Origin of the sequence: Intestinimonas sp. UBA1698, from assembly GCF_002320075.1 — a bacterium.
Lineage (GTDB): Bacteria > Bacillota > Clostridia > Oscillospirales > Oscillospiraceae > Intestinimonas > Intestinimonas massiliensis.
The window spans coordinates 1-12,340 of the sequence record NZ_DCJO01000002.1; the positions used below are offsets into that span (position 1 = coordinate 1).

Sequence of the window (12,340 nt, forward strand, 5' to 3'; positions counted from 1 at the left end):
TCCCTGGGTGTGGGTGATCGAGTTCGAGCGGATCAGCAAGGATGAGGCCCTTGGAGGTGGCGGTAATTGAAGAAATACTCTGAATTGTTGGAATGCTGGGAACAAGAAGCCTATCACGACCATTACGGCGAAGATTGGCTGGCTGAGATTGGTGAGGGCGTGAAGTTTTATGCCGTTACATGCGAAGCGGAGGGAAAGCGGCCGACCTTTGCTGGGCTAATCCGGTACATCAAAAAAAAAGAGATGCTGCTCACCGACGGAGGAGGGACAGGATGACTGAACCGAAATGCTCCAACTGCTTTATGCGCGGGGTGTGTAAGGCGCATAGTGTTTGCGAAGATTGGGACGGGGACTGCCAGATATGCAACTTAGCCGGTGAGCCGGTTTTGCGGGACTACTGCGTGGATTGCGACTAGGAGGAGGATGTGGACGATGGCTGAACTGAATGTATGCATATTTTGCGGGAAGGAGCCGGAGAAACCAAGAGTATACGGATATCAGCTTACCCCCAGGCGCAATACATGTTATTGCATTGACCATTCTTGCGACAACGGTTTACTCGTTAGCGTACATGGATTTTCGCGGGAAGAAGTTGTTGAGAAGTGGAACAAGATTATGTCCGCCGCCGATGTTGCGCCAGTGGCGCGGTGTAAGGACTGCAAAATGAACCCCGTTGAAATGTACATATTTAAGAAAGCCCTGGCCCACTACGGCCCAGAAGCGCAGATCAAGATGCTGTACGAAGAGATGGCGGAGCTGCAGCTTGCCGTCTGTAAGCATGGCCGCGGCGCTGACAATCTCGATAACATCGCCGAAGAGCTCGCGGACGTTGGCATCATGCTCGATCAGATGCGGCTGCTCTTTGACGTTGCCCCGTTATCGGAGGCCAAGCGCGGCGAGAAGGTGGCCCGGCTGGCGGAAAGGATGGATAGAGATGAGGATCGATGAACTAATTTTGAGCCTGCGCCGAGGGATCCACGGGTGCGCGATACTCCGCGAGGTCAAGCAAAGATTGATCGATCTTGAGTGGCGGGACCCTGACGTCGAGATCCCGAGGGACGATAGCTTTATCCTTGCGCTGGTAAGCGGGAAGCCAAAAGCGAATATCACACTGATAAGCGCTGCTTGCATTGCAAGCTATTGCGATAGCGATGGGTGGATCGTTGAAGAATACCCCGAGTGGGAGAATCCCACGGTGGAATGGTGGATGCCGATACCGAAGCCGCCGGAGATGAGCGAATGAAACAAGACCTGTGCGGGGCCTGCCTACCAGGATCGTTTGCGGGGACAGTTCTGACGCGGGACACCCGGCATAGGGCCGGAATAGTAAACAGATTGGCCAACAAAAGATAAAAGGGAGGGCGGGGCATTGCCACGCCTATTCCCATCGAAAGAAAGGGCTGTTATATGGGACATGAAGTAATGATTTTAAAAGTGCCGGGAATGACTAAAGTCTCTTGCGTAGAAGAAATGCGGGATTATGTCCTAGAATGCCTGCAGCTTGGACTGCTCATCATCGGACAGGACGTCTCATGGGAGTTCGTGGACGTCCCTGATCTGGGCGGCGTTACCATTTTTGGCGCCGATGTTGATGCAGTTCAATTCATAAACCGCACGTCCCTAGGTCCAACACAGCCGCAACCAGATCCTCCCGCGGAGTCAGATGCAGACCAGAGCAATTTTACGGGACGGTATGCGGCCGAAAAGCGGGCGGTTTATGATCGGCTGCTGTGCTTTCGCCAAGCGCGGGGTCTTGGGTGTCTGCGTGAACTCGTGGGCGGCGACCTGACAGAGACCATGCTTAGGTCGGCTCTCCTTGGAGAAAAGCTGACAATCGGCGATTGGAGGCTCATCGATCAGGCGTTAGCCCGGGCGGAGGGTTAAAATGGCAAAGCGAATCAAAACAGTCACTGGAGGCCGTCTGTCTGCTGTTGTTTGCTATACCATACCGACTGTCCGAGATGACCCGGAAGAGCGGGCACGCCGAGGCCGAATGTCAAAGGAGGCCCAAGAGCTGATCAACATGCGCAGGTCATGGCAAAAGCTGGAGATGATGCTGGCAGCCAATTTTTGCGCGAGGGATCTGCATGTGGTGCTGACCTATGGCGACCAGCATCTTCCCCCAGACCGGGATGCCGCAAATAAGCTGCTCCGCAAGATGTTGTCCCAACTTCGAAAATACCGGAAGGCACGTGATATGGATACAAAGTACATATACGTCACTGAGCAGCTATCGGCCGAGGGTGGCCGACTCCACCATCATATGGTACTCAATGGCACGGGGAATGATGTGGATATCATCCGATCCCTCTGGCCGTATGGCCAGGTGGAGATAGAGCAGTTAGATGTATGGACGGGGTATGAGGCGTTGGCAAAGTACCTGACTAAAGAGCCAAGGGAAGTCGGGAAAACAGAAAACGGAGCGAGGACCTGGACTCCATCCATCGGCTTGGCAAAGCCAAAAGCGGAAAGCGACAATGTTAAGGACAATGTAACAGTTATGGCCCCACCTGGGGCGATCATTTTGGACCGCAGAGAAAAGCATAACGAGTTTGGCGATTATCTGTATCTCAAATACATCATGCCGGAAAAGAAGGAGCTGAAGAAAGGCCAAAGACCACCGCGCAGGCGGAAAAAGGAATAGCCCTCGCGTCTTTTATCTGTCTGGAAACCATCTGTAACAACCCCAAGGGGAAAAGAGAAAGTCGGTGAAAAGGTTGCAATATCCCTCTGAATCTGATAAACTGACCATAAGGAACGGATGGCTTATGTGCCCTGTCTGCGGAAAGGGCAAGGTCCTGAAGCTCCTGGACCACACCATCGCCCATGATCTTCCGGTGTATTGCCGGAGGTGCGGAAAAGAAAGCATTGTGAATATCGAAGCGCCTGAGCCAGCGTCCCATGAGACCAGCGCCTGAGCCAATGACAACCCGTGATGGGTGTCGTGGCTTGGGCGCTTTTTGTTTGCCTGGAGGTGATAGCCCATGGCCTTAAAGCCGCTCCGGCCATGCAGACATCCTGGTTGCCATATGTTGACCCGAGATGGGTATTGTCCAGCCCATAAGCCCAAGCAGGCACAGCGCCGCGAAAGTGCCGAGTGGCACTGGATGTACTTCACCCCGGAGTGGACCGACATGCTCCGGCCGGGCCAGTTGTTGCTGGAGCCATTCTGCCGCGAGTGTGCCCGGCGCGGCCTGCGGACTCCGGCGACACGGGTGGACCACAAGGACCCACACCGTGGGGACTGGGCGAAATTCACTGACCCGAGTAATTTGCAGAGCCTGTGCGAACGCCATCATAACCAGAAGACGGCTCTGGAAATGGCCGAAAGACAGCGTAAATTGCGCCAAAAGTAAACGCCTCGACCGGGTAAAAGCGGACCAGGCTTAGGCGCATGCGCATGTGCCCGGGTCACGCTCGCGCTTAGTATCTACGACGCCGAAGGCGTCGGATACCCTCACCCCGCCCCGAGAAAGTTTCAACGGGCAGACGCATAACCACAGGCAGCCCTCTGTGCGAGATTTTTTCCCCACGGGAGATTTTTCGGGCTGCGGCCGGGAGACTTTAGCCGGCGATCCGTTTAGCCGGCGATCAGGATAGGAGGCGGCCAAAATGGCCAGAGGAAAGAAAACACCAGCGGTGCGCGTTGCCTGCCGTGGCGACGTGATGAAGCGCGTGGAGGAGATCGTCCCCTACGCCCGTAATGCCAAGATTCACAGCGAGGACCAAATTGCCCGGTTACGGGCCAGCCTGCGGGAGTTCGGCTTCGTCCGTCCACTCCTCATCGACGCCCAGGGTAATCTGCTCGCCGGGCACGGGACCCTGGAGGCCGCCAAGGCTGAGGGCATGACGGAGGTGCCCTGCAATCTGGTGGAGGGGCTCACCGATGCACAGCGCCGGGCCTACATCCTGGCTGACAATAAGCTGGCTGAGCTGGCCGCCTGGGACGAGGCCATGGTCGGTCTGGAACTGGAGGGGCTGGAGGAGCTCGGGTTTGACCTGACGCTCACGGGCTTCACCCCGGAAGACATCCAGATCGATGAGGTTGCGGCACCGGAGGAGACCGCCGAGGACGAGGCGTCTCCAAAGCTCCGCAAACGCTACACCTGCCCGCAGTGCGGGTGTGAGTTCGACGCAAAATAGTATCCGGCGGGGGCCTGGAGGGAGGTAATGTCATGTCCGGAACACGGCAGACACTGGAGGTGCTGGAGGGTAGTGGGAAAAAGCACCTGACCAAAAAAGAAAAGGGCGAGCGGGCAGCCGCCGAGGTCCGGGCCGAGGTCCCGAAGCAGATCCGGCCGCCGGAGTACCTGCCGGAGGCCTTGAAGAAGGAATTTCGGGCCTTGGGCGGCAAGCTGAAGGAGGCCGGGCTCCTGACTGTTCTGGATTACGACACCCTGGCCCGGTACCTGCTGGCCAAGCAGAGTTATCTGGCCGCCACGCAGGAGGTGCTGAAAATCCAGCGGGGACGGACGGAGGCCGGAAAGCGGGTGATCGACATGGAAGCCCTGGACGGGGCGACCCGCGTTCAGGACCGATTCTTCAAGCAATGCCGTGGAGCGGCCAACGACATGGGCCTGACCGTCACCAGCCGGTGCCGCTTGGTGCTGCCGCCGGGCGCGGGTGGAAAGGCGCCGGAGGAGAACCCATTTGAGCGGATGATGCGGGAGCGGATGCACCGTGCCTGAGATGCTTACCCTGGCCCCGGGCGTAGAAGTGCCCGTCCCGGACGACGGAGCGGAGCTGCGCTACAGCTCCGAGGCCGTGCAGGACACGGTGGACTTTTTCAGCCTGCTGTGCTACGGCCAAAACGAGTGGGCAGGCAAGCCCTTTGAGCTTCAGCCCTGGGAGATGGACGCCATCACCCAGTTTTACGGGGTGCAGACCCAGGATGAGGACGGCTCCTGGGTCCGTTACCGCCGTTTCCTTTACGACGAGCTGCCGAAGAAAAATGGAAAGACCGAGTTTGCCGCCGGCCTCGGCCTGAAGCATCTGCTCTGGGACGGGGAGGCCAGACCGCGGGTGGGCGTCTTCTCCTCGGATAAGGAGAACGCCACGCAGGTCTACGAGGCGGCCAAGTACATGGTGGAGCACACCTGCCTGGGCCAGCCGGAGCATGATCCCATCGCCTGGGCGGTGGACTCCCGGAAGGAGATCCATACCAAATACGGCGGCGTCATGAAGATCTACTCCTCCGACGCCGAGACCAAGCATGGATATTCCTTTAGCTGCATCATCATCGACGAGCTGCACGCACAGCCCAACCGGCGGCTGTGGGACGTACTGATTTCCGGCTCCAACGCTGCCCGGCGGCAGCAGGCGGTGATCGTGCTGACCACCGCCGGCGACGACCCGGACCGGACCAGCATCGGCTGGGAGATCCACGAGCAGTGCCGGCGCATCCTGGCCTGGCGCGCCGGCCGGCCCGAGCGGGAGCTGGACGAAGACGACCCTGCCTGGTGCCCCATCATGTACGGATTGTCGGTCCTCACCGGCGACGACCCGGACCGGATCGCTGCGCTGGATATCTACGACGAACAGCTCTGGTACCTGTGCAATCCGGGCCTGGGCCACAACCTGAAGCTCCGGGACTTCCGGGCTGAGGCCCGGGCGGCCCAAAAAAGCGAGGTTAAGGAGCGCCTCTTCCGCTGGCTTCGGCTCAATCAGTGGATCTCTACCAAGGTAGTAGGCTGGGTGCCGCTGACCATCTATGACAAAACACAGTGGAACCGGCCGGAATGGCAGGGACTGTCTGTGCTTGAGCGGCGGACGGCAGTCCGGAAGCGGCTGCGGGGCAAGCGGTGCTTTGGCGGGCTGGACCTGTCCAAGAGCACCGACCTGACGGCCTTCGTGCTGCTCTTCCCGCCCCAGGAGGGCCTGGAGACCTGGGTGGCGCTCTTTTGGGCCTGGGTCCCTCTGGACGACCTGGAGGGGCGGGAGCAGCGGGACGGAGTGCCCTATGGGGATTGGATACGGGCGCAATTTTTGACCGGATGCCCCGGCGATATCATCGACTACGACCGGGTGGAGGAAACCATCCGGCAGGCCGCCCGGGATTATCGCATGGAAACGCTGGGCCTTGACCCGGCGCTGTCCTGGACGCTGTCGCAGCGGCTGATGCAGGCCGGCGAAGGAGCGCGGCCCCTGGAGGTCATTGAGATCCCTCAGACCATGATGGGCATGTCCCCGGGCATGAAGGAGGTGGAGCGGCTGCTGCGCAAGCATGAGATGCTCCACGAGCACAACACCTGCGCCCGCTGGTGCTTTGGCAATGTACGCTGCGCCACCGACGGCAATGAGAACACAAAGCCCATGAAAAACCGAAGCCCGGGGCGGATCGATATCACGGTTGCCTGGATCATCGCCATGGCGGCCGCACTGATCAAGCTGCGCAGCGGCCCTGGCTTTGATACCGCCAAGCTGGAGGAGGATTGGAGCCTATGACTGAAAAACCGTATGACATGGAAAGGATCGCCCGCCGTGAGGCGCGGAGGCGGGCAAGAGGAAAAGCGGCGCGCGTGCTGGGGACCTACCTGGACGATCTGCTGGCCGTAGCCGCAGGAGGGTGCCTGATCACAGCGGCCGCACTGGCCGTGGGCGCCGCCGCAGCCTTCGGCGTGGCGGGCGTCTGCCTGGGCGCTTATGCTCGGATCGTCGCCCGGGGGAGAAAGGGGTAAGCCATGCTTTTGTCCAACAGCATCCGAGCGAGGCCCAAGGCCAGCGCATCCTACCAGGAGATTGCTTGGGACGACGTGCAGACATGGTTCCGCACGGTGTTCTTCTCCGGCGAGGAGTACCCGGACAGCCGGACGGGAGCGGAGCGGCTGTCTCCCATCGCGGCGGCACACCGCATCTATACGGGGGCCATGAGCGTGCTGCCGTACAGCCTGTACCAAAAGAACGGAGACGCCCGCATTCCGCAGTCGGACCAGGCGCTGGACTACCTGCTGAAGGTTCGGGCCAACGAGCGCATGAGCCCGGCTCTGTGCAAGAAGATCATCGCATCCAACGCTTTCTGGCATGGGACCGGGTACGGCTGGATCGTCCGGGACGGGCTGGGACGCATTACGGACCTCATCCCGCTGGACGCCTCCACCTGCCGTATCCGATGGGACGGGGAGGCGAGGCACTACTGGTATGACTTCACGGTGGACGAGCTCTCCATCACTCTGGCGCCGTCCCAGCTCGTGATCGTGTTTTTCGATAGCTACGACGGAGTCCACGGCCGGGGCGTGCTGGACCTGGCCCGGGAGACCATCAAGGCTGACGGCTCGGCCCAGATGTACGGCCGTAAGTTCTATCAAAACGGAGCCCGCATGAGCGGTATCGTCGAAGTGGACGCCGATCTGGGGAAAGACGGCCGGGAGAGGATCAAGAAGGAATTTACCCGGTATGCGGCCGGGGCGGAGGACGCCTTCAAGGTGGCAGTGCTCACCCGTGGTTACAAGTATACCCCCATGGGCCTGAGCCAGAAGGACAGCCAGTATATCGAGAGCCGAAGCTTTTCCGTAGAGGAGGTATCCCGCTTTACCGGCATCCCAGCCTATATGCTCCAGACGGGAAAGCAAAGCTACCAATCCAATGAGCAGCAGCAGCTTGACTTTGTTGAGAACACTCTGTTGCCCCATGTGACGGCCTGGGAGCAGGAAATGAGCTACAAGTTGATTGGCGGGCGTCGTCAGGAGCAGGGCTGGTATCTGCGGGCTAACGTGGGGGTACTGCTGCGGGGCGACAATGAGAGTCGAAGCCGCTTTTATGAAAAGATGATTCAAAACTCTGTGTACTGCCCGGATGACTGCCGGGCTTTTGAGGAGAAGGACCCAATCCCAGGTGGGCTGGGACAGAAGTTCCTGGCAACCAAGAACCTGGCATCCCTGGAAGCCGTGGTAAACGGCACAGCAGGGGAGCCGGTCAAGCCGTAAGGCTGTCTGCGGCCGTGCAAAGGCGCGTCCGCTTCCACCTCCGGGCGAACCCGCCCGCGATTTTTCCCCCGCGGCCCGCCGCGGGCAGCACCAGATCAGAAAGGAGAGATGCTTATGGATATCCCCCTCAGAGGCGAATTGTGGGACAACGACAGCACAGACATCCTGCGCTGGTGGGGTTGGCGGGACATTACCGCCCCCATGGACGTGGCGCAGGCGCTGGAGCAGGCCGACGGAGAGGAGGTCACGCTGCTCATTAATAGCCCGGGCGGATCGATGGCTGTTGGCAACGAGATCCGCTCCATGCTGCGCCGGTATCCCGGCAGGACCCGGGCCCTGTTCCAGGGCTACGGCGCATCGGCGGCCACCCTGGCCGCGGCCGGATGCCGTGAGATTCAGAGTGAGCCAGGCGCCCTACTGTGCTACCATAACCCAATCGGGGAGCAGGACGGGGATTACAGGGATATGGAGCTTGCGGCTGAGGGTCTCAAAAACGCCCGGGACTGCGTACTGGAGGTCTATACGGCCCGAAAAGGCTGCAAACCCCGGGAGGACCTGATGGAGCTGATGGACAAAGACATCTGGATCAGCCCCACCCAGGCGCTGGAGTATGGACTGATCGACGGGATCGTGCCCCTGGAAGGGGAGGAACCGCCGGGGCCGGGGACCATGCTGGCCGCCGCCGGGCGGCAGATCCGCCTGACCGCTGCCATGCGGCAGCAGTACCGAGAGCATGTGGCGGCGCTTCGGGCCGCCGAACAAGACAAGGCAGTATGCGCCCAGGCCCTGGCCCGGGTGCTTGCAGAAATGTGAAAGGAGCCGAGAACTATGGACTTTATCCAGAAGATCAACGACCTGCGGGCCCAGAAGGCGGACCTGCTGGCCAAAGCCGAGACCTTTGCCCAGGAGGGCAACACGGAGGAGATCAACAAGATCAGTGACCAGATGAAGGGCATCAACGCCTCCATCGCCAGCTACGAGGCCCTGGCGGAGGAAAGCCGCAGAAACGCGGACCCCATCGACCCTTCTGACCCCAAGGATGAAACGGGCGTCACCCCAAAGGATGAGAGAAAGGCCCCCTGCCCCTTTACCAGCCTGGGCGAGCAGCTCCAGGCCATCTACAAGCAGCAGAGCCAGGGTATCCAGGACAAGCGGCTGGCCATCGTGCAGGACGCAGCCAAGGGCGCCAACGAGGGTGTGGGCTCCGAAGGCGGCTTTGCCGTGCAGGAGGACTTTGCCGGGCAGATCCTGGCGAGCGCCGTGCAGAACAGCCCCCTGCTCCAGCGGCTGGACAGCTATACGGTAGGCGCGGCCTCCAACTCCGCCCGCTGGCTGCAGGTGGACGAGACCGACGTGTCCAAGTCGGTGTTCGGCGGCATCCAGATGTACTGGGTCAGCGAGGCCCACACCGTCGCATCCAGCAAGCCCAAATTCCGGGAGGTGCGCATGGATCTGGAGAAGATGATGGGCCTGGCCTACGCCACCGACGAGCTGCTCCAGGACGCTCCCTTTATGACCGGATTCTTCGGAAATGCGTTCTCCCTGGCGGCCGACCGGCTGATGACCGAAGGGGTGATCTCCGGCGACGGCGCGGGGAAGATGACCGGTATCCTCAAGTCCGACGCGCTCATCACCGTGGCTAAGACCACCGGACAGACCGCGGGCACCTTCACCGGCGATAACGCCATCAAGATGCTGGCGCGGTCCATGCCCCGGAACCGGGACCGGCTGGTGTGGGTCATGCACCCCGATCTGGAGGAACAGCTCCCCTACCTGTCCATCACCAGCGGCGGCGAGACCAAGTTCCTCTGGAACCCCGAAGGCGGCCTGGGCAACTTTGACACGCAGCGGGTGCTCAACAAGCCGGTGCTGTTTGAGGATAGCTGCAGCGCCCTGGGCTCGGCGGGCGATATCCTGCTGATCGACCCCAAGGAGTACATGCTGCTGCGCAAGGGCACGGCCAAGCAGGACTGGTCCATCCACGTGGAGTTCCTCACCGACCAGCAGTGCTTCCGCTTTGTCTTCCGGTGCAACGGCGCGCCCAAGATCAACAGCCCCATGACCATCAAAAACAGCTCTAAGACCCGCAGCCCCTTTGTCACGCTGGCGGCCCGGACCTGATGGAAAGGAGAATTTGAGATGAATCGAATTTTTGAGCGCATTTCCACCGTCTGCTGCCTGGCGCCCGCCTCGGTGTCCGCCAGCACGGAGACCGCGACCGACTACGTCGCCGCCAAAGGAATCTCGTCCATTGACTTTCACATCCTGCTGGCCAGTCTGGCCAGCGGGAAGAAGCTGACCGTGGCCCTGTATTCCGCAGATGACAACTCCGGGACCAACGCCAAAAAGGTGGCCGAGACCAGCTTTACCGCGGCGGAGACCATGAGCAAGGTGGCCGCCGTGGTCTCCGCCGAAGTGGACGCCCCCTATTACTGCGTCAAGTTCCAGCATGATTCCGCCGCCGCCGTGATCTGCTCCGCCGTGTGCAACTGCCGCGGCATGTATACGCCGGCGCCGGGCTGGACCCTGCTGGCGTGACCGGCCCGGAAAGGACGTGAGCCTATGGCGCTGGATGCTTCGGCCCTGGTGCCGGATGAGGCGAGGATGCTCTCTCTGAGAGCCTACCTGCACGTGACCTGGACGGAGGACGACGAGCGTATCATGGGAGACTATGCCTCCGCCGTGGCCTATCTCTACTATGCGGATGTTCCGCCACGGGCAGGCGACCCAGTATATAGCGCCGCTTACGATCAGGTGGTCAATGGTTTGGTGCTCCAGGCGTTCGATCCTGCTTTCAGCGACAAGGAAACCGGCGTCGGGAGGGCGCTGGACATGGGCATCCGCATGAAGCTGAATCAACTTAAGTCCATGCCGACAGCTACCGTTGAGGCGGAAGGCGGTGAGGGATCGTGATCGACGAGCGCGGACTCCGGTACCCGGTGCGCATCCTGACACCGGGCGCCGGAGCGCTGGCCGGGATGTGGGTCCCCCTGCGGCGGGCCTGGGCGGCTGCAGAGGAAAGCGCACAGAGGACGATCTTCTCCTCCGTCGGACTGGCCGCCCGGACTATCCTGTTTACCCTGAGACGGCAGAGCCTGTCCCCGGGCGATATCATCGAGCTGGGCGGGCAATGGCACTATGTGACCGAGCTGAATCCGAAGGAGCGGATCTTCTTGCAGGCCACCACGGCAGTGGTGACTCCGGTGGAGTGCCGGGCGGACGTCCACAAGACGGCTCCCGGCATGGCCTTTCAGGGCATTCTGACCGAAAAATACCTGCGCTATGAGCAGGAGAAGCCCATGGCGACCAATACCCTGACCTATGTGCTGGTGACGCCGAAGGCGGTGGAGCTGACGCGGGGCGGGCTGGTGGAGGTGGCCGGAGAGCCGCATGTGGTACAGGTCGCCCACACCCTGGACCCGGCGAAGAATGAGTACGAGCTCTGGCGAAAGAAGGACCTGTGATGCAGACCACATTCCTGGACAAGGCCGATTTGGAGCGGTTGGCGGCGGACTTCAATGCCCTGCTGCACGACTACCCGGAGTGGCGGCGGGAGATGTACGAAGAGATGGGCCGGGCCGTGCTGGAGGACGTGCAAAGAGGCTTTGGGAACGGCGAAGTGGCCGGTTGGCAGGACACGGTGGTGGGCTCCGGCGGCGGCTATGCGGCGGTGCGCCCTAAAAAGAAGACCTTCACGCAGAACGGGGAAAGGGGGAATCCCTACGCCGTGGGGTACGTCACCAACGCCATAGACAGCGGTCACAAGCAAGGGAAGGGGCGGTTCGTGCCGGGGCTGAAGCCGCAGTCGTGGCACAGCGAGAAGCAGCCGTATGGTGCCAGGCTGAAGGCGGACCGGGTTGCCGGGAAGGGCGTCTATGCCGGGGCCCGCCAGAGGGCCGAGCGGATTGCTTATCAGGCCGCGGAACGCTTTGTAAAGAAGATACAGCAAAAACTGAAGGAGGGGTAATGTGCTTTCATTTTCGACGATCACGCAGGCCGTGCAGGAGCTGGTGGCGGAGCGGTATCCGGAGACGCCCATCTATATGAACCGGGTCCCGGTGGAATTTGACCGCCCGTCCTTTCTGGTGGAGCTGGGGCCGGTGGAGATGCTGGACGCCTCCTACGCCTGTCTGGAGCTGAAGGCCACGGTGGTCGTCACCGCCTTCGTGGAGGCGGACGACTACCACAACAGCCACGTGCCGGACCTGATGCAGCGCATGGCCGTTGTGCAGGAGCTGTTTGCCGTGGAGGGCCTGCGGGTTGAGGACCGGGTCCTCCACGTGATCGCCAACAAGGGGAACTGCCAGTTCGACTATGCCGAGGCCAGCGTCACGTTCCAATACCAGGACGACCGGCCCGGCGGGGAGGACTGGCCCCTGATGGGCGAAGTAAATGTCAATATGAAGGGAGAATCGTGA

Annotated in this window: 19 protein-coding genes; all 19 read left to right on the top strand. The window is 60.9% G+C overall.

The features are described 5' to 3' along the window. Positions 1-66 precede the first annotated feature (66 nt). The 19 genes from B3H64_RS00505 (at position 67) to B3H64_RS00590 (ending at position 12,340) form a co-directional block, all read left to right on the top strand. Positions 67-276 carry a hypothetical protein gene (locus B3H64_RS00505; protein ID WP_050617045.1) on the top strand — a complete coding sequence of 70 codons (210 nt, stop codon included), beginning with the start codon at positions 67-69 and terminating at the stop codon, positions 274-276. A gap of 156 nt (positions 277-432) precedes the next feature. After that, entirely contained in the window at positions 433-948 is a 516-nt protein-coding gene (locus B3H64_RS00510) for a hypothetical protein (protein ID WP_050617044.1), read from the top strand. Next, the gene (locus B3H64_RS00515; RefSeq protein ID WP_050617043.1) at positions 935-1,243 is read left to right on the top strand and encodes a DUF551 domain-containing protein; all 309 of its coding nucleotides are present in this window, start codon (positions 935-937) and stop codon (positions 1,241-1,243) included. The genes B3H64_RS00510 and B3H64_RS00515 overlap by 14 nt, the downstream gene beginning before the upstream one ends. A gap of 164 nt (positions 1,244-1,407) precedes the next feature. Next, entirely contained in the window at positions 1,408-1,884 is a 477-nt protein-coding gene (locus tag B3H64_RS00520) for a hypothetical protein (protein ID WP_050617042.1), read from the top strand. Between the two features lies 1 nt (position 1,885). Beyond that, positions 1,886-2,644 carry a rolling circle replication-associated protein gene (locus B3H64_RS00525; protein WP_050617041.1) on the top strand — a complete coding sequence of 253 codons (759 nt, stop codon included), beginning with the start codon at positions 1,886-1,888 and terminating at the stop codon, positions 2,642-2,644. Between the two features lie 124 nt (positions 2,645-2,768). Further along, positions 2,769-2,918: a cysteine-rich KTR domain-containing protein gene (locus B3H64_RS12030; RefSeq protein ID WP_094762293.1), complete on the top strand. Its 150-nt coding sequence runs from the start codon at positions 2,769-2,771 to the stop codon at positions 2,916-2,918. Between the two features lie 216 nt (positions 2,919-3,134). Beyond that, positions 3,135-3,356: an HNH endonuclease gene (locus tag B3H64_RS00530; protein ID WP_242853684.1), complete on the top strand. Its 222-nt coding sequence runs from the start codon at positions 3,135-3,137 to the stop codon at positions 3,354-3,356. A gap of 256 nt (positions 3,357-3,612) precedes the next feature. After that, positions 3,613-4,143, top strand: coding sequence for a ParB/Srx family N-terminal domain-containing protein (locus B3H64_RS00535; protein ID WP_050617039.1), 531 nt, complete (start codon positions 3,613-3,615; stop codon positions 4,141-4,143). 32 nt (positions 4,144-4,175) lie between these two features. Then, a complete protein-coding gene (locus B3H64_RS00540; protein WP_050617038.1) occupies positions 4,176-4,688 on the top strand; it encodes a phage terminase small subunit P27 family in 513 nt (170 codons plus the stop codon). 1 nt (position 4,689) lies between these two features. Continuing rightward, positions 4,690-6,444 (top strand): terminase large subunit, encoded by a 1,755-nt coding sequence (locus tag B3H64_RS00545; RefSeq protein ID WP_286732096.1) that lies wholly within the window; start codon positions 4,690-4,692, stop codon positions 6,442-6,444. Beyond that, a complete protein-coding gene (locus B3H64_RS00550) occupies positions 6,441-6,677 on the top strand; it encodes a hypothetical protein (RefSeq protein ID WP_050617036.1) in 237 nt (78 codons plus the stop codon). Before B3H64_RS00545 ends, B3H64_RS00550 begins: the two co-directional genes overlap by 4 nt. Before the next feature lie 3 nt (positions 6,678-6,680). Next, the gene (locus B3H64_RS00555; protein ID WP_050617035.1) at positions 6,681-7,922 is read left to right on the top strand and encodes a phage portal protein; all 1,242 of its coding nucleotides are present in this window, start codon (positions 6,681-6,683) and stop codon (positions 7,920-7,922) included. 114 nt (positions 7,923-8,036) lie between these two features. Next, positions 8,037-8,735: a Clp protease ClpP gene (locus B3H64_RS00560; RefSeq protein WP_050617034.1), complete on the top strand. Its 699-nt coding sequence runs from the start codon at positions 8,037-8,039 to the stop codon at positions 8,733-8,735. 15 nt (positions 8,736-8,750) lie between these two features. After that, entirely contained in the window at positions 8,751-10,043 is a 1,293-nt protein-coding gene (locus B3H64_RS00565; RefSeq protein WP_286732069.1) for a phage major capsid protein, read from the top strand. 18 nt (positions 10,044-10,061) lie between these two features. Continuing rightward, complete coding sequence (locus B3H64_RS00570) at positions 10,062-10,460, top strand: hypothetical protein (RefSeq protein WP_278893708.1); 399 nt, start codon at positions 10,062-10,064, stop codon at positions 10,458-10,460. A gap of 24 nt (positions 10,461-10,484) precedes the next feature. Further along, positions 10,485-10,835 (top strand): hypothetical protein, encoded by a 351-nt coding sequence (locus B3H64_RS00575; protein ID WP_050617031.1) that lies wholly within the window; start codon positions 10,485-10,487, stop codon positions 10,833-10,835. Further along, complete coding sequence (locus tag B3H64_RS00580) at positions 10,832-11,386, top strand: hypothetical protein (RefSeq protein ID WP_050617030.1); 555 nt, start codon at positions 10,832-10,834, stop codon at positions 11,384-11,386. Before B3H64_RS00575 ends, B3H64_RS00580 begins: the two co-directional genes overlap by 4 nt. Then, complete coding sequence (locus B3H64_RS00585) at positions 11,386-11,889, top strand: hypothetical protein (RefSeq protein WP_286732070.1); 504 nt, start codon at positions 11,386-11,388, stop codon at positions 11,887-11,889. Before B3H64_RS00580 ends, B3H64_RS00585 begins: the two co-directional genes overlap by 1 nt. Before the next feature lies 1 nt (position 11,890). After that, positions 11,891-12,340, top strand: a complete 450-nt coding sequence (locus B3H64_RS00590) for a phage tail terminator family protein (RefSeq protein ID WP_286732071.1) — start codon at positions 11,891-11,893, stop codon at positions 12,338-12,340.

Coding starts and splice junctions, on each gene's coding strand:
- B3H64_RS00570 (WP_278893708.1), top strand. CDS start 10,062: ATGAATCGAATTTTTGAGCGCATTTCCACCGTCTGCTGCCTGGCGCCC.
- B3H64_RS00550 (WP_050617036.1), top strand. CDS start 6,441: ATGACTGAAAAACCGTATGACATGGAAAGGATCGCCCGCCGTGAGGCG.
- B3H64_RS00510 (WP_050617044.1), top strand. CDS start 433: ATGGCTGAACTGAATGTATGCATATTTTGCGGGAAGGAGCCGGAGAAA.
- B3H64_RS00555 (WP_050617035.1), top strand. CDS start 6,681: ATGCTTTTGTCCAACAGCATCCGAGCGAGGCCCAAGGCCAGCGCATCC.
- B3H64_RS00565 (WP_286732069.1), top strand. CDS start 8,751: ATGGACTTTATCCAGAAGATCAACGACCTGCGGGCCCAGAAGGCGGAC.
- B3H64_RS00540 (WP_050617038.1), top strand. CDS start 4,176: ATGTCCGGAACACGGCAGACACTGGAGGTGCTGGAGGGTAGTGGGAAA.
- B3H64_RS00525 (WP_050617041.1), top strand. CDS start 1,886: ATGGCAAAGCGAATCAAAACAGTCACTGGAGGCCGTCTGTCTGCTGTT.
- B3H64_RS00585 (WP_286732070.1), top strand. CDS start 11,386: ATGCAGACCACATTCCTGGACAAGGCCGATTTGGAGCGGTTGGCGGCG.
- B3H64_RS00530 (WP_242853684.1), top strand. CDS start 3,135: ATGCTCCGGCCGGGCCAGTTGTTGCTGGAGCCATTCTGCCGCGAGTGT.
- B3H64_RS00560 (WP_050617034.1), top strand. CDS start 8,037: ATGGATATCCCCCTCAGAGGCGAATTGTGGGACAACGACAGCACAGAC.
- B3H64_RS00545 (WP_286732096.1), top strand. CDS start 4,690: ATGCTTACCCTGGCCCCGGGCGTAGAAGTGCCCGTCCCGGACGACGGA.
- B3H64_RS00520 (WP_050617042.1), top strand. CDS start 1,408: ATGGGACATGAAGTAATGATTTTAAAAGTGCCGGGAATGACTAAAGTC.
- B3H64_RS00535 (WP_050617039.1), top strand. CDS start 3,613: ATGGCCAGAGGAAAGAAAACACCAGCGGTGCGCGTTGCCTGCCGTGGC.
- B3H64_RS00575 (WP_050617031.1), top strand. CDS start 10,485: ATGGCGCTGGATGCTTCGGCCCTGGTGCCGGATGAGGCGAGGATGCTC.
- B3H64_RS12030 (WP_094762293.1), top strand. CDS start 2,769: ATGTGCCCTGTCTGCGGAAAGGGCAAGGTCCTGAAGCTCCTGGACCAC.
- B3H64_RS00515 (WP_050617043.1), top strand. CDS start 935: ATGAGGATCGATGAACTAATTTTGAGCCTGCGCCGAGGGATCCACGGG.